Below are 16,152 nucleotides of genomic sequence, written 5' to 3' on the forward strand. Positions count from 1 at the left end.
GAATCTAACATTGGCTTTTCCTTAACGGCTTTTTTAAGTGTAAAAGTACTTATATGGATTTGTAACGAAGAAATAATAAATTTTACTTACTCTTTAATTTGGGTGTGAAGTAAGTATTTACTACAGGGAATTAAAATGGGTATTTGTGAGGAGAAAGAAAGCGCGATCGCCTTTTTACCCAGCACAATCACGCAAAGCCATCTCCTACCAAAGCATATTAGCAAAAGGCAACTTTTCCCCCGCTAACTCGCTCGGGATAAAAAACTGGTTAAAGATTGGTAAAATCCGTAATCTTATTACCAGCTATATGAAAAACAGTCTTTGGGTACGGGAAAGTACGCAGAAAGGCAGACCGAGAAGTTACGCAAAGAACCACGCGCGAGTAGGGGCGGGTTTTACCGATAAATAATAGGAAGGAGACAATTCAGATAAACCCGCCCCGTAGTGGGTAGGATGCGTTCGCGAAGCTAGCCCTTGGCATATCGCGATCGCCTGCTAAGGGTGCGATCGCTTGCTCCGCTTTGTCGTCAAGCTTTCTATCTCGTTGTGCTAACATTACGGCAAATATACCTGTCTGTATTGAATGCAACTGTATGAAGTTATCTGGAAAGATCAATTTGTGGAGAAACTTGCGGTTAAGCATAGTGTAACTACTGATGAGGTCGAGTAAGTTTTGTTTTCCAGCCCTCATGTCCGCAAAGCGCATTCTTCACCCATGTCCCAGTTGCGATCGCCTACCACGATTGCCTAATGCGCGTTAGTTAATCTACCAGATCGTTTAAGGAAAGCTTCAGGAGGTCACACAACGTTCTAGATAGAGCTTTGGAATATATCTGCCAGCTTCCCAATTTTTCACAGTAGTTACAGTCACACCTAATTGATCGGCGACTTGCTGCTGCGTCAAAGAAAGCGCTTCCCGTCGTTGTTTGAGCTTTTCCCCCACATTAGTCATTCACTGTCTGATGCCAAAATTAATAGCGATCGCATACCCAACTAAGACAACAAGCGCTCGCACTATCACAAAGGAAAGTGCGAGCGCGCTCCTCAAGTAAGCAGATCTAAAACTTACTCACCTATGCTGTTCCCCACCAGGAAAGGAACTCATCCCAAGTTGTATCGGCGGCAAAAGATGGACTCCAGTTATTGTAATTAGCAGTGGGTGCATTACCGCGTTGCTGGAAGTTAATTGATAAACCAGTACCCCGTCCATTAATTGAAGAGTAATTGCCAAGTATTGCACTATTGTAGGCGTTGAGAGCCGTTTGAGCCGCAGTGCGGATGCTTGCTGTTATGCCTATGTCGTTGGCAACTCTTGACAGCAGGGTGCCTAAATCCCGGTAGCCAGGAAAATCTCCATCACCGAAAGTACTGGAATTAGCACGATGCGTCTCCAATCGACTGCGATCGTTTAATGTGGAGCTATTCATGAAGGTCGTGGCAAATTGACTCAAAGCGTTGGATAAGTTGTTCATGCCTCCTAAATTGATCGCTGATAGGGTTTCCTCAAAGCCGTTCCATCCCGTATCAGCATAATCCTGACCGTAGCGGTTAACAATCGTAGTACCTAGCTGCGCTGCGGTCATTGTAGAATTAGCAGTCAGAGCGGACAAAATCGTGGTGTAATTAAAACCTGTTCCGGGTACAAGTTCCTGGGAACCAACAAAGACAGAGGTTTGATTTCTGATTTGATGAGCGAATTCAGTCATTCCCATCAGACAGGAATCTGCACCAACCAGGTTGATTCTGTGAGAAAAACCAGATAGAACGCCCCTAAGTTCGCTAGCAGTAATCGAGTCACGAGTCAGGTCGTCATAAGCAATACTGCGACCATCTCCGTGCCCCCATAATATCAAGCCGTAGTTATTAGCTTGATAGTTGGTCGTAGCCCAATTGACGAAGTTGCTGAGTGTATTCGGATCGCCCATATTCGCTTCGCCAATGCTCGTTCCCCAGTTCAAACCGGGCGTACTTCCTGTATTGATAATTCCCCGACGAGTATCTGTCCAGTCACCGAAACGATTATCGTACCCAGCAGTGCGATCGAGTTGAACCACAACATTGACGTTATTTCTGGAGCCAACATTTGCCATTTCTAGGAAGTCATCAATGGCAAACTCCTCCAGGTCGTCGCCTGGCATGTAAACCATAAAAGTCCAGTTTGCCGGAGCCACCGCCACCGGGTTAGCCGTCAACCTGAGACGGTCATTGGTATTCACCCCACTCATCGAGTATACCTGTGGAAAGTAAGTCTTGGGATTAATCGAAATTTGAATCAGGTTGCCATTGATGTCGAGTAACTCTAAAATGCCATTGCCACTCAAACTATTGAGATTGAGACTGAAGTTACTGTTGTTATTCAGGGTGAAGCGATAGAAGTCGTTGGTATCGGCAGTACCAACAAAGTCGCTGAAAGTTTGAGTGCCGCTCAGGTTACCGATGTTACGGGCACTACCCAGAGTGCTGTCCATTTCTATCTGAATGGCTTTTTCATTTAACGTGATAGTCGCCGTATCATCCTCAGCTTTCAACGCTAACAGTTCACCTGCACTTAATGTCTTGCCTTGAACCGTTGCAGCAAAAATTTCTCCTTGCTCTCCCGCTGCATCAGAAACATTCACCTTTGAGTCTATATAATGCCCAATTTCTTCCAGAATCACCCTCGTAATTGCTTGTGGATTCCCTGCATTTTGGGCAATGAATTCCTGGGATAAATAAACCGTATTCGTCAAACTAGCAAAAGCGCCATTCGCTCCATTTATCGCCGCAGATGGCAGAATCTCAATTCCTGGCAGCGCCGTTAAATTTCCCCCACCAAAGTCTTGAACTAACTTACTAGCAACCTCGCCGTTCCAATTATTGCCAAAAGCCAGATTCATCTTGTTGCTGAAATCTGCATCATTCGCCAATCCCTTGAGATAACCGTAAGCGGATTGCAGCGCTAACTCTACAATTGCGTTAGCTAATTCATTCGATAAAACCTGCCCCGTTAGGGAATCTACAGATGATTTTTCAGCTACATCACCGCTGTTGTTATTGCCTAAATTTAAACTGACAGTGCTGGCAGATCCCAACGATAAATTCGGTGGCAACAGATTGCTATAACTGCTAAAATCACCGCTGAATGTTAAATTTTTACTGGCATTTTCTGCTTGAATAAATGCCCTATTTTTCAGGGGGATGTGGTAGATATCGCTGGTTGGTTCTAAATTCAAGCCATAGGCGAAGGACGGATTGATAGATGCATCCAAACTGTTACTTTTATCGGGCATCATTGAGTCAAACATTGCCATGTCCAAAAAGCTTTAACTTCACCATAAAAGCACCTATATCGATTTGTCATTAGCAAATAATAAACTTTACTTGATATTTAAACTTCTAAAAAAAATAAGTATTTAACGATCTGAATTAAACTGCGTATTTCTGAGGATAAATAAGGCGCGATCGCGTAGGGTGCCGTAGGCATATAGCATTTGTAAACAGCACCCTCACGCAAAGCGAGCGCATCCCAAATCGTATCAACAGAAGGCAACTTTTCCCCCGCTAACTCGCTCGCTATAAAAAACTGGTTAAATATTGGTAAAATCAGCAATCTTATTACCAGCTATATGAAAAACAGTCTTTGGGTAGGAGAAAGTACACAGAAAGGCAGACCGAAAAGTTATGGAAAGAACCACGCGCGAGTAGGGGCGGGTTTTACCGATAAATAATAGGAAGGAGACAATTGAGATCAACCCACCCCCTAGTGGGTAGGATGCGCTCGCGCTCGCACCGAAAACAAGCGCTCGCGGGGTAGTTGCACGATAACATGGAAGTAATTCACAAGATACAGACTTACCTATGCCAACTCTTCTAGACATCGAAGCTGCTATCAAACAGTTACCAGAAAGCGATGTTCGTCAACTTGCGGCATGGCTTCAGGACTATTTAAATGATATGTGGGAGCGGCAAATTGAAGCGGATTTAGCATTGGGTAAATTGGATAACCTGATAGCCAAAGCAGAAGCAGACATAGCCGCCGCTCAAGTGAGGGATCTCAATGAAGTCCTTGACAACACCTGACTTTTGGAAAGCTTATGCTGGATTACCTCAAGATGTAAAAGAGCAAGCTAAAAAAGCCTACCAACTATGGCAACATAACCAATCGCATCCCTCTCTACACTTTAAGAAGGTAGGTAAAAATCTTTGGTCTGCTCGTATAACTGGTGACTACCGAGCATTAGCTTTGAAAAAGGGTGACGATTATTACTGGTTTTGGATTGGTACTCATGATGAATATGATGCTCTTCTAAGTTAACAGGAGAATGAATCATATTTTTTGGCACAATGGCAACTTAATTGAAGGTAAAACCCTAGAACTCGCAATAGACGATCCGGGGTTACTTTACGGCGCGACGGTTTTTACCACCCTCCGGGTGTATGATGGGAATTTGGATCATCCTCAAACGAATTGGCTCGCACACCTGCGTCGCCTCTCTTCTTCCCTCCAAAGCTTAAATTGGCAGATACCAAACTGGGAACTTGTGCGACAAGGTGCAGAAATATTAAAACAACACTTTCCAGTTCTCAGAATTACCATATTTCCCGATGGGCGCGAATGGATTACCGGGAGAAACTTACCCGCAGATTTGACAGAAAGACAAAAATATGGTATAGCGGCTTGGGTAGCGGAAAGGGGGGAATGGGGGCGATCGCTTCCCACTCACAAGACAGGTAATTACCTATCGGCTTGGCTAGCATTGCAGCAAGCCCAAAAATACGGTGCAAAAGAAGCCATATTAGTGGATGCATCGGGAAATTGGTTAGAAACCAGCACCGGCAACCTGTGGGGATGGCAAGATGGTAGGTGGTGGACGCCGCCCCTCGATGCGGGAATTTTGCCAGGATTAATGAGGGAGCAGTTAATTAATCGGTTGCACAGCCAAAATGAGACAGTAGGGGAAGAACCATGGACGGCTGATTTTGTGGCGGGATTGGAAGCGATCGCCTATTCCAACAGCGTCGTCGAAGTCGTCCCCATCCATACCATTGTGAGGAGCAGGGGAGCAGAGGAGCAGGTGAGCAGAGGAGCAGGTGAGCAGGTGAGCAGCCCCATTACCAATTACCAATTACCAATTACCCATCACCCAGTTTTGCTAAAATTGCGTCCTTAACTCACTAGGTCGCGAATTCTGAGATAAGTTAAGATAAATTAACACAAGGTGGTGACAAAAAGTCCTGGGTCAGCACCAGGCTCTAAAGAGACGGGGCCTTTTAGCCTCAAATCTTTAGGTAGCTGACCAGCCTAAGTCCGGTGAAATGGGGAAACTACGTTATCGGTAAGCGTTAAACCTCCTACCTACAGATGCGTAGCCAGTCTGAGCTGCTAGAACTCAACAGTTAAACAGTTTTACGAGGGGTAAGACAGTGCTTTTGGGATAGTACCGACCGATAACTTTGGCTAGGCTAACTTTACTGGAGTAGCAAGGCGTTCCCGGCATCCAGGGAAACTGGGCAAGTACTACTCCTCTACTTGTCCTACCCTTTTAGGGGGAGGGCATTGTGATTAATGCCGTGTCACGTTTCATCCACCACTTAAAAGATGGTGGAAACCACGTTCCAGTGAGGCTTTAGATGATAAAAGCTAGGAGGATTGACTTAAGGTGAATAAACAATGGAGAAATGCAGGGCTGTACGCATTGCTAGCCCTTGTCGTGGTTGCATTAGCCACCGCATTTTTTGACAAGCAAGCCCCGACTAGCAAGACTTGGCGCTACAGTCAGTTCATTCAGGAAGTCCAAAAGCAACAAAACAGAGAATTTGATAAAGTCAGCATCACCGCTGACCGGACTAAGGCGCGGTTTAGGGATCGAAACGACTCAAAGACCTGGATCTGGGTCAACCTCCCCAACGACCCGGATCTGATTAATATACTGACAGCAAACAAGGTCAATATTGAAGTATTGCCTCCCCAAGACGAAGGCTTCTGGCTGAGAGCGTTGAGTAGCTTGTTCTTCCCCATCCTGCTTTTGGTAGGATTGTTCTTCTTGCTGCGCCGCGCCCAAAATGGCCCAGGATCTCAAGCAATGAACTTTGGCAAGTCAAAAGCCAGAGTGCAAATGGAACCCCAAACTCAAGTAACCTTTGGGGATGTTGCCGGTATTGACCAAGCCAAGCTGGAACTCAACGAAGTTGTTGACTTCCTCAAAAACGCCGACCGCTTTACCGCCGTTGGTGCGAAAATTCCCAAAGGCGTGTTGCTAGTTGGCCCTCCAGGGACGGGTAAAACTTTGCTCGCTCGCGCCGTCGCTGGGGAAGCTGGCGTGCCTTTCTTCTCGATTTCCGGTTCGGAGTTTGTCGAAATGTTCGTGGGTGTGGGTGCTTCCCGCGTGCGCGACTTGTTTGAACAAGCTAAAGCCAACGCACCCTGCATCGTCTTCATCGATGAAATTGACGCCGTTGGTCGTCAGCGGGGTGCAGGTCTAGGCGGCGGTAACGATGAACGGGAACAAACCTTAAACCAGTTATTGACCGAAATGGACGGTTTTGAAGGCAATACTGGCATCATTATTATTGCCGCTACCAACCGTCCAGATGTGTTAGATGCAGCTTTAATGCGTCCGGGTCGGTTTGACCGTCAAGTCGTCGTAGATCGTCCCGATTACGGCGGACGCTTGGAAATTCTCCGAGTCCACGCCCGCGGTAAGACTTTGGCGAAGGATGTGGATCTGGAAAAGATTGCCCGTCGGACTCCTGGTTTTACTGGTGCGGATTTGTCTAATTTGCTCAACGAAGCGGCTATTTTGGCTGCGCGTCGCAATTTGACCGAAATTTCGATGGATGAAGTCAACGACGCGATTGACCGCGTGTTGGCGGGTCCGGAGAAGAAAGACCGGGTAATGAGCGAAAAGCGCAAGACTTTGGTCGCCTATCACGAAGCAGGTCACGCCCTTGTGGGTGCGCTGATGCCAGATTATGACCCAGTACAGAAGATTAGCATTATTCCGCGCGGGCGGGCTGGTGGTTTAACTTGGTTCACGCCGAGTGAAGATCGGTTAGATTCTGGTTTGTATAGCCGTTCTTACTTGCAAAATCAAATGGCTGTCGCTTTAGGCGGTCGCGTTGCTGAAGAAATTATCTTTGGTGAGGAAGAAGTTACTACTGGTGCGTCGAACGACTTGCAACAGGTGGCGCGGGTGGCGCGTCAAATGGTGACAAGATTTGGGATGAGCGATCGCTTGGGTCAAGTGGCGTTGGGTCGTCAGAATGGGAACATGTTCCTCGGTCGCGATATCATGGCGGAACGGGATTTCTCGGAAGCAACTGCTGCGGTGATCGATGATGAGGTTCGCAAGCTGGTGGCGCAAGCTTACACCCGCGCTAAAGATGTGTTGGTGAGTAATAAGCACGTTTTGGATCAACTGGCGGATATGTTGGTTGAGAAGGAAACTGTTGATGCCGATGAGTTGCAAGAGTTGTTGGCTAATAGCGATGTGAAGATGGCTGCGATCGCTTAATTGCAGATTGCAGATTTTAGATGGAAGATTTGGGGAAATTCTGGGTAATCCAGGGTTTCCCTGATTTTTTTTGAACCGCGAAGACGCGATAGACGCGATAGCGGCTTCCCGTAGGGTAGGGCGCGAAGGAAGAGGGTAGGGGAGGGCTTACTCGCTATCCTTGTTTGAGTTGTACAGGTAGAGCATTACGAACTCTTCAGCCGCTTCTGGGTCAAGTTTTTCCAAACCGCTTTTAATCTCAAAAATGACATCTCCTGTTGGCTCTCTCACTTCATTGACCCAACGGCTAACATTGGCTGGAGCAATTTCCATTGCGATCGCCAGCTTGTTTTGACTAATGCCTTGACACTCTCCGGTCTCTTGACGCGGAGATTCTTGGTTCATAGAGCGATCTTGCCCAGGCTTGTTGCCAAATCCGGACAGAGGATCTTCTCTTCCCAAGCGTTAATTCCCGTGTGTCCCACGGTATTTGTTAACTGATAACCAGTCTGTTTCAGCGCCTTATCCAAAATATTTATCGCTGCATTATGGTCGCGGTCTAAGACGCATCCACATTGACAAATGTGAGTGCGAACAGACAGCGACTTTTTCACTATTTCACCGCATCCGGAGCAATTTTGACTGGTATATTGAGGCGGTACTCCTATCACCACCTTCCCATAAACCCTACCCAAATATTCCACCCATTCGGTGAATTGCGACCATGCAGCATCGCTAATAGACTTGGCTAAATGGCGATTCTTCACCATGTTTCGGACTTGCAGTTTCTCAAACGCCACGAAATCATTCGATTTCACCACGCACAATGCCGTCTTGACGGCAAAGTCTTTACGCTGGCGGGAAACTTTTAGATGCTTGCGCCCCAATCTTTTAATTGCATGAAGGCGATTGTTGGAGCCTTTCTTTTTCCTAGAAACGCGACGATGCAACCTTTTTAACGCCTTTTCGGATTTACGTAGGTGGCGAAGATTCTCTACCTTGTTCCCTTCGGAATCGGTATAAAAGGCAGCTAATCCCACATCCAGTCCGATGGTTTTACCAGTAGGCTTAACATCGATATTGCGTTGTGCTTGAATGACAAACTGAACGTAGTAGCCATCGCTACGCCGTACTATTCTTACCCGTTTAATTTGTTCTATTTGGTAATAGTGGAGATCTCGCGTCCCTATCAGTTTTAACCTACCGATACCCCATTTATCGGTAAAGTTGATATATTTGCGGTCGTCTGATAGCTTCCATCCGGTGGTTTTGTATTCCACGGAGCGGTTGCGCTTTTGAAATTTGGGATACCCAATATTTCCCTGCTTGCCAGACTTACAGTTATCGTAAAATCGCTGCACCGAAAACGATGCTCGCTCGGTTGCTGCTTGTCTCCCTTGGGAATTAAGTTTATCTGCCAACCCAAATTCTTTTGCTAAAATAGCACGTTTGCTAAATTCAGACAATTTAACGCCACGATTGTCCATCCAAAATCTAATGGTTTTGTTGCGAATGAATTGAAATGTTCGGATCGCTTCGTCGATTGAACGGTATTGTTCAGCTTTTCCTTTGATTTTAAATTCGTAGACAATCATAGCGTTATTCTCATCGACCTTTGTTTATTGTACAACCTGTCTTAGGGAGCTTGTATTTCCCTAAAGCAAGTTGTAACAAAACGTCATATGTGACTGCAACTAAAGTTGCTCGTGTCCGCTGCTCGATCGCGCAATAAATTGACGTGGCTTTCAGCGTCCCGCTCTTCTTAGGTAAATGTTACCCATTAGGTAAGATGTTTTAGTATCTTACCTAATAGGTAACTTTTTCCGGAAATACCCGATTTCCTATGATTGAAGACTTTCTATCCGAACCGAAGGAAAGCCCTACAACGCCGAATCCTAGCCCAAGGTCAGGCGAGGACCGCGATCCTTTGAGAGTGCTGCTGATTGGTTCTCGCCAAAGGGTAATTCGCGAGAGACACAAGCTGTTTGCAATGGGTTATGCTCAACTTTACGAATGGAGTTCTCTGCAACGCGCTCGTATTCCTGGTAAAGTCATGAGTATTTTGACTAAATATTCGGATAAAGTATTGACTGAATTACCCGATTTGGACAACAAACCGGAGCGAGAATAACTGTTGGATTTGTGCGGAAATAGGGGGTGCGATCGCGAAGCTAGCCCTTGGCATATCGCTTGATAAAATACGAGCGATTATGATTGGGATGTGTTTGGCGATCGCACCTTTATCTGGAAGAATAATTCGCCAAATTTACTCATGTTAAACTAGAAGCAAGGCAAGAGCTAAGTTGGGGAAAAATAACTATGACAGCTACTCTACAAGCAACAGAAAAGCGCTACTACACCCCAGAGGAATATTTAGCACTGGAAGAAACCGCAGAATACAAAAGTGAATATCACGATGGCGAGATCGTACCGATGACGAGTGGAAATACAAATCACAATCAAATTGCACTCAACTTAAGCGTTGCCTTAAGTATCGCTTTTAAAAAACAGAATTACCGAGTATACATTGGTGATGTGCGCTTGTGGATACCGAAATTCAAACGCTTTACTTATCCTGATGTGATGGTAATTGCAGGTCAACCGGAATATTACAATAACCGTAAAGATACTATTACCAATGCTCAAGTAATTATTGAAGTTTTATCGAAATCGACTAAGGGTTACGATCGAGGTGATAAATTTCAATTTTATCGCACAGTACCCAGTTTTAAAGAGTATATTTTGCTCGACCAAAGTCAGATGTTTATCGAACAGTATACTAAACAAGAAAATAAGCGCTGGTCTTATAGCGTGTACGATCGAGAAGATGCGGCGCTAACCTTCAGTTCTTTTCAGGTTGAAGTCTCTCTAGAAGACATTTATGACAAGGTTGATTTTGCCAATGGGGAACCTCAAGAATATCCAGAATATTTCTACGAAATGGAAGAGGAATGAGAGCGATCGCATGATGATTAATTATTAAATTTGCCAGCCTGCTTGGGATTAAAAATCCGGGCAAGTGTAGACGATACCACCGGAGTTTAAATGGTTGTAGGGGCGGGTTTTACCAACAATATTTGTCACCAACAGATAACTTAAATAAACCCGCCCCGACCGATGATTTTGCCAGAAACCAAATTTCTAAGGTATACAATAAAAATATCTCAAAATCCATGCACCCCTTTCCTCCGATGACAGAATCAACCCAGAAACGCCAAGTTCGCCGAGGTCGCATTTTTCCCGAACACCAGAGTAGTCCAGAAACTCGCGCTAGACGCATCGCTGAAAGGGAAAAATTAGGTAAGCGCTGTCGCCAAATTTTCGAGCAAATTCGCCCACAATTAATGTCAACTCATTACAATTGGTTCATCGCCATTGATGCAGAAACAGGTAACTATTTGCTCGATGAAAAGTTTGATGGTTTGATGCACAAAGTGAAAGTTAATTATCCGTTTAATGGTAGAGTCAGATTAACCACTTTTCGCCTGAATGAAGATGGTTATTGTGGTTTAATATGATTTCGGGTCGATTTGAGGAACGGGGAAAACTGATTTTTGAGATTGAATTAGTCACAGCTTACGGAAAAAAACTTGCTGTTGATGTGTTACTGGATACAGGGTTTACGACGGGTTACTTGGCAGTTCATGCGGATGATATCGAAGCTTTAGGTTGGCCTATTTTAACTTCTGAAGTTGAAATGCTCTCCAGCAAGAGGAACTGAATATTTTGATATTTATGAAGGTCGGGTAATTGTGGATAGCAGAGAATTTATTGTCCCGGTTCACGTCGGTTAGGACTTGCCGGAAATTATGTTTGGTCGTCAATGGTTGAGTTTAATGAAGCTGGTTATTGATGAAAAAAATGGAATTTTTACTTTGGAATACGTGGGAGAGTAATTGGTTTTGCGTTCAAAGTCCGCCCGGAGATTAAAATCCCAGGCTAATAGCGAAAGTCCATTAAAATGGACTGGGTGGTAAGAAGCGGAGTTTCTGAGGTTTACCAGTCGGTTTTAACCGACTTTCGCTATGAGACGGGGAATTTATTCCCCGGCGGACTTTGACCACAAATGCAAAATCTAAGTTCAAGGTAGAAACTGTTGCCAGAAACAAAATTGATGACCCTGATGTAAGATATGAGTTTACCGAGTTGGCGGCGAACTTCAACGCGACACCCGCCAAATTTCGATAACTCCGTCAACACTGCCGCTAACCAAAGTCTGCCTATCTGGATTGATGGCGACAGAATAAACCAAGCTGGAATGACCCGACAAAGACCGGATTAAATTACCTGTCGCCAAATTCCAAATTTTGATCGTATGTTTAGCAGCATTTCCCTTGACGACTCAAGAATAAACCACCAGCCATAACCGCGAGTGCCATCACCGTACTCGGTTCGGGAACCGACGACGGCGGCTGGGACGGAGTCACGGCGAAGGAAGCGTTATCGATATCGAAAGCATCCACGGATGATCCACCATTCCCAAAGACGATCGAACCGAAATCGATATTGCCGATAACGCCGAAAAATCCAGTGTTAGCGCCGATCGCGGTCCCAACACCAAAGGTTTGATTGCCCGTACCGTCAAAATTCCCCGTGAGTGTTAAACCGGGGTCATTAACACTGAAAAAGTCGGCACCGAAGGCACGCACCGCGCCAGGGAAAGTCCAAGTTATGGTTGCAGAGGCAGTATCACCTCCGGTAGCATTCCGGTACTGACCACCTGTAACGGCATTATTGTCGAAGCGGATCGCGCTAATGTCAGGAGGGAAAGAATTCGTCGAGACGATCCCCGAATCGAGGGTAATCGTTTGAGCTTTCGGGATGTCGGTGCTAAAAGTATCGGTGGTAACACTATCGCTAATCGCTTCAACCGCCGCTTGCCACGCAGCGCGATTGGTGTAAAGCGTATAAGCTTGAGCCGAAGATAGGGTACCGAGAACTAAAGTGGCTGTTCCCATGGCTAGGGTGAGAGATTTCCAGGTAGAAGGCATGATTATCTTAGTTTCCTCGTCAAAATAAGGTATGAGCTGTAATTCGGACTCAAGGTTAACATTGGAATAAATAAATATATCTGTCAAGGTATATGTCAAAACTTCATCTAAACTTTAAAATAAGCTTACTTTCCTCTGACTAACAGAATTCCCACCTAATTTAGAAACCCAAAACCAACAACACCCCCGCCGCCACGCCTAGAGGTAAATTGGTTTTCCGCTTTCCCAACTTTTGCGCCAGTTCGTCTATCCTCTGCAAAAGTACCTGGGTATTCAGGGGTCTATCCCCAGGCTTTTGCGCCATCAAATTATCGATAAAATCAGCCAAACTCGGTGAAATATTCGCCGCCTGTCGCCAGGGAAACACATCGTTATGGGCATCGTAAAATTTTAAAGGTTGCTGTCCCGTCAGCAAATGCACAAACGTCCGTCCCAATGCAAAAAAATCTGATTGCGGTACAGCTTGATGATTCATTTGTTCCGGTGGCGTGTACCCAGCAGAAACTACCGCCGTAATTTGGTATCCCGCACCCAGTTTGGCAAGATAAGTATAGGTAGCTTCCCTCGCGGTGCCAAAATCAATCAACACCAACTGCCCATTCGGTCTTAGCATGATATTGGGCGGCTTAATATCCCGATGGAAATACTGCTTCCCATGCACTAAATGCAATATTTCTGCTATTTGCTTTAACCAGGCGATTGCTTGCTGTTCGGAAATGGGATGATTTCCCTGCTGTGTTAGCCACTCTTTTAAATTTGAACCCTCGATTTTTTCCATCACAATGCAGTGCAAAATCAACTCGTTTCTGGTTTGATATGGGAAATAACCATCGACTTTGGGAATACCGGGATGCTGAAACTGCGCTAATACTTTTGCTTCTTGCTGAAATAGTTCGACTGCTTTCGGTTGGTTGTTGAGATGTTCTTTGAGGACTTTGAGTATTTTGGGCGTTCCCCGTTCTTCGGCGATGTAAATTTTGCCAAAACCGCTGTTATCGCTGAGGAGTCGCATCACTCGATAGCGTCCTTGCAGGAGTAAATCGGAATTGCAACTTTGACAGTGGCGGTTGTTACTGTTGTGCGGATTGTCTGGTTTTGGGCAAATCGGGTTGATGCAAAGGCTCATAACTGCGGCAGGATGGCTGTATCCAGTATAAGAGCAGATTGTTTATTCTTTACTCTATGGTATTTTTCAGAAACCCGGTTTCTCGGACAATACCTTCGCCAAAATCCGACACCCTCAAGGGTGTGGCTATACAAACTTTGGCTGCGGAGGCAGCCTGTAAGAATTTGAGCCTGCGAAGGCAGGCTTTGCTTGTGTAGCCCCACCCTTGAGGGTGTGGGCGTTTCAGAGTATAACGCACCGAAAACTATCTCTCGTCTAAAGATGGTGCCGTACTCTCGTCTAACGCACCCTACTGAAGTTGCTACAAATTACTGGAAATTGTCTTAAATTTATCTGGCGAACCGAGGGAGTAATCTTCTAATTTGAAGTCGGCGAAGGGTTTCTTTTCTAACCTATCGCGCAATGCTTCATCCACATTTACCCCTGGTGTTTTGTTTTTCACTCCAATAACGATCACGCTTCTTTGGTATGAGGTTAAATCTTGATTCGCCTGACAACCACTGCGTCTAAATTGCCCTAAGTTTAATAAGCGATAACCTTGGACGCTGCGGACGTTGCGAAAGATTTTTTTCACCACAAGTTGTATTTGCTGCGATCGCGCAAATGCCCGCCGTTCTTCATCGGTTAAATTTCCCTCACAAGAAGCAGTTCCCACCGATACAATTTCGGTGGGATTTTCCATGATTCTGCGGATGCCTTCTTGTTCCAGGTTAGTTCTTAAGGTATCAAGGGTGATTACTTCAGCGTTATGTTGAATTTGATAAGTGCTACCAAACGACCATTTATATTCAACCGAAAGAACGGCAACGCTAAATTCTGCCGTTCTTCCTTGACTATCTGCACCTTTTATGTAGGGAAAATAATCTACTTTACCTTTTCTTTCGGGTCTTTGAGTCACTATATTATTAAGGCGGTTTATCCCACTCAAAGCTAAACCAGTTAAACCTATTAATCCCAAGGCTACTAGCAGCACGCCAATTAAAGCAAGCAGGGGTAATTTATCGTTTTCTTGCCGCCGGGTAGAGGGCAATAACGTTGTTGTTCTTGTCTTAATCCAGCCCAGTAATGCTGACAGTAATGCTAGACCTCCAACCCAGCGCACTAAGGTTGGTATTAATGTTGTATTTGTCCGATTCTGGCGCGGTACTGCTGGCACAAATGTTGTATCTCTACCAATCCCGCCTACATTGACAGTTTCAGTTAGTTCGCGTTTAATTTCTTCGATTCGTTGCAAAAGATCCTGAGTATTGGCGGGGCGCTGTTTTATATCTTTTGCCATTAATCCATCGATTAAATCTAACAGTAACGGCGAAACGTGGGTGGCATAACCGCGCCAATTTAATACATCGTTGCGGCTATCGTACATATCTAAAGGGTGTCTTCCTGTGAGTAAAAAGACAAACGTGCGTCCTAAAGAATAGAAATCTGACTGCGGTATTGCTTGACCAAATGCTTGTTCTGGTGCGGTGTATCCTGATGATTCAATTGCCGTTATTCTTTGTCCGCCGCTGATTTTTGCCAGGTAGGTATAAGTCATTTCTCTGGCAGTGCCAAAGTCGATTAATACTAGATCCCCCCCTGCCCCCCCTGGCAAAGGGGGGGTGTGCCGATCCCCCCCTGCCCCCCCTGGCAAAGGGGGGGTGTGCCGATCCCCCCCTGCCCCCCCTGGCAAAGGGGGGGTGCGTTCCCCCCCTTGGGAAGGGGGGGTAGGGGGGGATCCTCGTCGCAGCATGATGTTAGATGGTTTAATATCGCGATGCAGATATTGCCTAGTATGGACTAGATGTAAAATTGCAGCTATTTGTTCTAACCAATTGAGGGCTTGTTCTTGGCTAATTGGTTGATTTCCTCGCTGTTCTAGCCATTGTTCTAAGTTGACACCCTCGATTTTTTCCATGCCGATGCAGTGCAACCGGATGCTATTTCGGGTTTGATATGGGAAATAGCCATCAACTTTGGGAATTCCGGAGTTATTTAGTTGTCCTAATACGGCTGCTTCTTGCTCGAATAATTCTACGGCTTTGGCGTTGCGGTTGAGGTCTTCTTTGAGTACTTTAAGAATTTTGGGGGTGTTGCCTTCGTAAGCTTCATAAACTTTGCCAAAGCCTGTTTTATCGTTCAAAAGACGAGTTACCCGATATCGCCCCGCTATTTCTAGGGGTGAACCGCAACCTTGGCAGAAGCGGCTGTTACCATCGGCAGGGTTGTCTGGTTGAGGGCAAATGGGGTTAATGCAAAGGCTCATGGCTAGCAGCAAGGTACTGTATTAGTAGTATAGGATGCGATCGCACCAACATAACTGCATCTAGAATACCTTGCCAGCTATCTTGCTATTCGGTATGGGTGTAGGGGCACGGCAATACAAATATGTTGGTAAAACCCAACAATATCATCATGCCGATTGGGTGTAGGGGCACGGCAATACAAATATTTTGCTAAAAACCCAACAATATCATCATGCCGATTGGGTGTAGGGGCACGGCAATACAAATATGTTGGTAAAAACCCAACAATATCATCATGCCGATTGGGTGTAGGGGCACGGCAATACAAATATGTTGGT

At 45.5% G+C, this 16,152-nt stretch carries 20 protein-coding genes; 8 read left to right on the forward strand and 12 right to left on the reverse strand.

All coding sequences use genetic code 11. The features are described from left to right. Window positions 1–424 precede the first annotated feature (424 nt). The 4 genes from MiSe_RS28360 to MiSe_RS28375 form a co-directional block, all read right to left on the reverse strand. Window positions 425–691: a hypothetical protein gene (locus tag MiSe_RS28360; protein WP_226586786.1), complete on the reverse strand. Its 267-nt coding sequence runs from the start codon at window positions 689–691 to the stop codon at window positions 425–427. Between the two features lie 99 nt (window positions 692–790). Continuing rightward, the gene (locus tag MiSe_RS28365; protein ID WP_307731554.1) at window positions 791–952 is read right to left on the reverse strand and encodes a helix-turn-helix transcriptional regulator; all 162 of its coding nucleotides are present in this window, start codon (window positions 950–952) and stop codon (window positions 791–793) included. 121 nt (window positions 953–1,073) lie between these two features. After that, window positions 1,074–3,290, reverse strand: coding sequence for a clostripain-related cysteine peptidase (locus MiSe_RS28370; RefSeq protein WP_226586788.1), 2,217 nt, complete (start codon window positions 3,288–3,290; stop codon window positions 1,074–1,076). A gap of 77 nt (window positions 3,291–3,367) precedes the next feature. Then, on the reverse strand, window positions 3,368–3,589 hold the full coding sequence (locus MiSe_RS28375; protein WP_226586789.1) for a hypothetical protein: 222 nt from the start codon (window positions 3,587–3,589) through the stop codon (window positions 3,368–3,370). A gap of 248 nt (window positions 3,590–3,837) precedes the next feature. On the opposite strand from MiSe_RS28375, the gene MiSe_RS28380 reads away from it, so the two are divergent. The 4 genes from MiSe_RS28380 to ftsH3 all read left to right on the forward strand — a co-directional run bounded on the left by MiSe_RS28380 (window position 3,838) and on the right by ftsH3 (window position 7,493). Then, window positions 3,838–4,059 carry a hypothetical protein gene (locus tag MiSe_RS28380; RefSeq protein ID WP_226586791.1) on the forward strand — a complete coding sequence of 74 codons (222 nt, stop codon included), beginning with the start codon at window positions 3,838–3,840 and terminating at the stop codon, window positions 4,057–4,059. Next, a complete protein-coding gene (locus MiSe_RS28385) occupies window positions 4,037–4,294 on the forward strand; it encodes a ParE family toxin-like protein (protein WP_226586793.1) in 258 nt (85 codons plus the stop codon). Before MiSe_RS28380 ends, MiSe_RS28385 begins: the two co-directional genes overlap by 23 nt. A 16-nt stretch (window positions 4,295–4,310) precedes the next feature. Further along, entirely contained in the window at window positions 4,311–5,150 is an 840-nt protein-coding gene (locus MiSe_RS28390) for an aminotransferase class IV (RefSeq protein WP_226586826.1), read from the forward strand. A 489-nt stretch (window positions 5,151–5,639) separates the two neighbouring features. Next, a complete protein-coding gene (ftsH3, locus tag MiSe_RS28395) occupies window positions 5,640–7,493 on the forward strand; it encodes an ATP-dependent zinc metalloprotease FtsH3 (RefSeq protein ID WP_226586795.1) in 1,854 nt (617 codons plus the stop codon). Between the two features lie 147 nt (window positions 7,494–7,640). Here the strand turns inward: ftsH3 and MiSe_RS28400 are convergent, their stop codons facing one another. Both MiSe_RS28400 and MiSe_RS28405 read right to left on the reverse strand, forming a co-directional pair. Then, complete coding sequence (locus tag MiSe_RS28400; protein ID WP_226586797.1) at window positions 7,641–7,877, reverse strand: helix-turn-helix domain-containing protein; 237 nt, start codon at window positions 7,875–7,877, stop codon at window positions 7,641–7,643. Next, window positions 7,874–9,067 (reverse strand): RNA-guided endonuclease InsQ/TnpB family protein, encoded by a 1,194-nt coding sequence (locus MiSe_RS28405; protein WP_226586799.1) that lies wholly within the window; start codon window positions 9,065–9,067, stop codon window positions 7,874–7,876. The genes MiSe_RS28400 and MiSe_RS28405 overlap by 4 nt, the downstream gene beginning before the upstream one ends. A gap of 248 nt (window positions 9,068–9,315) precedes the next feature. Between MiSe_RS28405 and MiSe_RS28410 the strand changes: the two genes are divergently transcribed. The 4 genes from MiSe_RS28410 to MiSe_RS28425 all read left to right on the forward strand — a co-directional run bounded on the left by MiSe_RS28410 (window position 9,316) and on the right by MiSe_RS28425 (window position 11,193). Then, window positions 9,316–9,603: a hypothetical protein gene (locus tag MiSe_RS28410; RefSeq protein WP_226586801.1), complete on the forward strand. Its 288-nt coding sequence runs from the start codon at window positions 9,316–9,318 to the stop codon at window positions 9,601–9,603. A 188-nt stretch (window positions 9,604–9,791) separates the two neighbouring features. Further along, entirely contained in the window at window positions 9,792–10,427 is a 636-nt protein-coding gene (locus MiSe_RS28415) for a Uma2 family endonuclease (protein WP_226586802.1), read from the forward strand. A gap of 236 nt (window positions 10,428–10,663) precedes the next feature. Then, window positions 10,664–10,990, forward strand: a complete 327-nt coding sequence (locus MiSe_RS28420) for a hypothetical protein (RefSeq protein ID WP_226586806.1) — start codon at window positions 10,664–10,666, stop codon at window positions 10,988–10,990. Further along, window positions 10,987–11,193: a hypothetical protein gene (locus MiSe_RS28425; RefSeq protein WP_226586808.1), complete on the forward strand. Its 207-nt coding sequence runs from the start codon at window positions 10,987–10,989 to the stop codon at window positions 11,191–11,193. Before MiSe_RS28420 ends, MiSe_RS28425 begins: the two co-directional genes overlap by 4 nt. Before the next feature lie 235 nt (window positions 11,194–11,428). Here MiSe_RS28425 and MiSe_RS28430 read toward each other — a convergent pair whose 3' ends face one another. From MiSe_RS28430 to MiSe_RS28455, 6 genes are all read right to left on the reverse strand, one after another. Continuing rightward, on the reverse strand, window positions 11,429–11,581 hold the full coding sequence (locus MiSe_RS28430; protein ID WP_226586810.1) for a hypothetical protein: 153 nt from the start codon (window positions 11,579–11,581) through the stop codon (window positions 11,429–11,431). 50 nt (window positions 11,582–11,631) lie between these two features. After that, window positions 11,632–11,769 (reverse strand): WD40 repeat domain-containing protein, encoded by a 138-nt coding sequence (locus tag MiSe_RS28435; RefSeq protein ID WP_226586812.1) that lies wholly within the window; start codon window positions 11,767–11,769, stop codon window positions 11,632–11,634. A 22-nt stretch (window positions 11,770–11,791) separates the two neighbouring features. After that, window positions 11,792–12,463: a PEP-CTERM sorting domain-containing protein gene (locus MiSe_RS28440; RefSeq protein ID WP_226586814.1), complete on the reverse strand. Its 672-nt coding sequence runs from the start codon at window positions 12,461–12,463 to the stop codon at window positions 11,792–11,794. A gap of 160 nt (window positions 12,464–12,623) precedes the next feature. After that, window positions 12,624–13,589, reverse strand: coding sequence for a serine/threonine protein kinase (locus MiSe_RS28445; RefSeq protein ID WP_307731556.1), 966 nt, complete (start codon window positions 13,587–13,589; stop codon window positions 12,624–12,626). Window positions 13,590–13,890: 301 nt separating this feature from the next. Further along, window positions 13,891–15,834 (reverse strand): protein kinase domain-containing protein, encoded by a 1,944-nt coding sequence (locus MiSe_RS28450; protein WP_226586816.1) that lies wholly within the window; start codon window positions 15,832–15,834, stop codon window positions 13,891–13,893. 77 nt (window positions 15,835–15,911) lie between these two features. Further along, the coding region (locus tag MiSe_RS28455; protein ID WP_226586817.1) for a hypothetical protein at window positions 15,912–16,152 on the reverse strand (241 nt) is incomplete at its 5' end.

The sequence above is a fragment of the Microseira wollei NIES-4236 genome, from assembly GCF_020521235.1.
Classification (GTDB): Bacteria; Cyanobacteriota; Cyanobacteriia; order Cyanobacteriales; family Aerosakkonemataceae; genus Microseira; species Microseira wollei.

Coding starts and splice junctions, on each gene's coding strand:
- MiSe_RS28360 (WP_226586786.1), bottom strand. CDS start 691: ATGAGGGCTGGAAAACAAAACTTACTCGACCTCATCAGTAGTTACACT.
- MiSe_RS28365 (WP_307731554.1), bottom strand. CDS start 952: ATGACTAATGTGGGGGAAAAGCTCAAACAACGACGGGAAGCGCTTTCT.
- MiSe_RS28370 (WP_226586788.1), bottom strand. CDS start 3,290: ATGGCAATGTTTGACTCAATGATGCCCGATAAAAGTAACAGTTTGGAT.
- MiSe_RS28380 (WP_226586791.1), top strand. CDS start 3,838: ATGCCAACTCTTCTAGACATCGAAGCTGCTATCAAACAGTTACCAGAA.
- MiSe_RS28385 (WP_226586793.1), top strand. CDS start 4,037: ATGAAGTCCTTGACAACACCTGACTTTTGGAAAGCTTATGCTGGATTA.
- MiSe_RS28400 (WP_226586797.1), bottom strand. CDS start 7,877: ATGAACCAAGAATCTCCGCGTCAAGAGACCGGAGAGTGTCAAGGCATT.
- MiSe_RS28405 (WP_226586799.1), bottom strand. CDS start 9,067: ATGATTGTCTACGAATTTAAAATCAAAGGAAAAGCTGAACAATACCGT.
- MiSe_RS28410 (WP_226586801.1), top strand. CDS start 9,316: ATGATTGAAGACTTTCTATCCGAACCGAAGGAAAGCCCTACAACGCCG.
- MiSe_RS28415 (WP_226586802.1), top strand. CDS start 9,792: ATGACAGCTACTCTACAAGCAACAGAAAAGCGCTACTACACCCCAGAG.
- MiSe_RS28420 (WP_226586806.1), top strand. CDS start 10,664: ATGACAGAATCAACCCAGAAACGCCAAGTTCGCCGAGGTCGCATTTTT.
- MiSe_RS28425 (WP_226586808.1), top strand. CDS start 10,987: ATGATTTCGGGTCGATTTGAGGAACGGGGAAAACTGATTTTTGAGATT.
- MiSe_RS28440 (WP_226586814.1), bottom strand. CDS start 12,463: ATGCCTTCTACCTGGAAATCTCTCACCCTAGCCATGGGAACAGCCACT.
- MiSe_RS28445 (WP_307731556.1), bottom strand. CDS start 13,589: ATGAGCCTTTGCATCAACCCGATTTGCCCAAAACCAGACAATCCGCAC.
- MiSe_RS28450 (WP_226586816.1), bottom strand. CDS start 15,834: ATGAGCCTTTGCATTAACCCCATTTGCCCTCAACCAGACAACCCTGCC.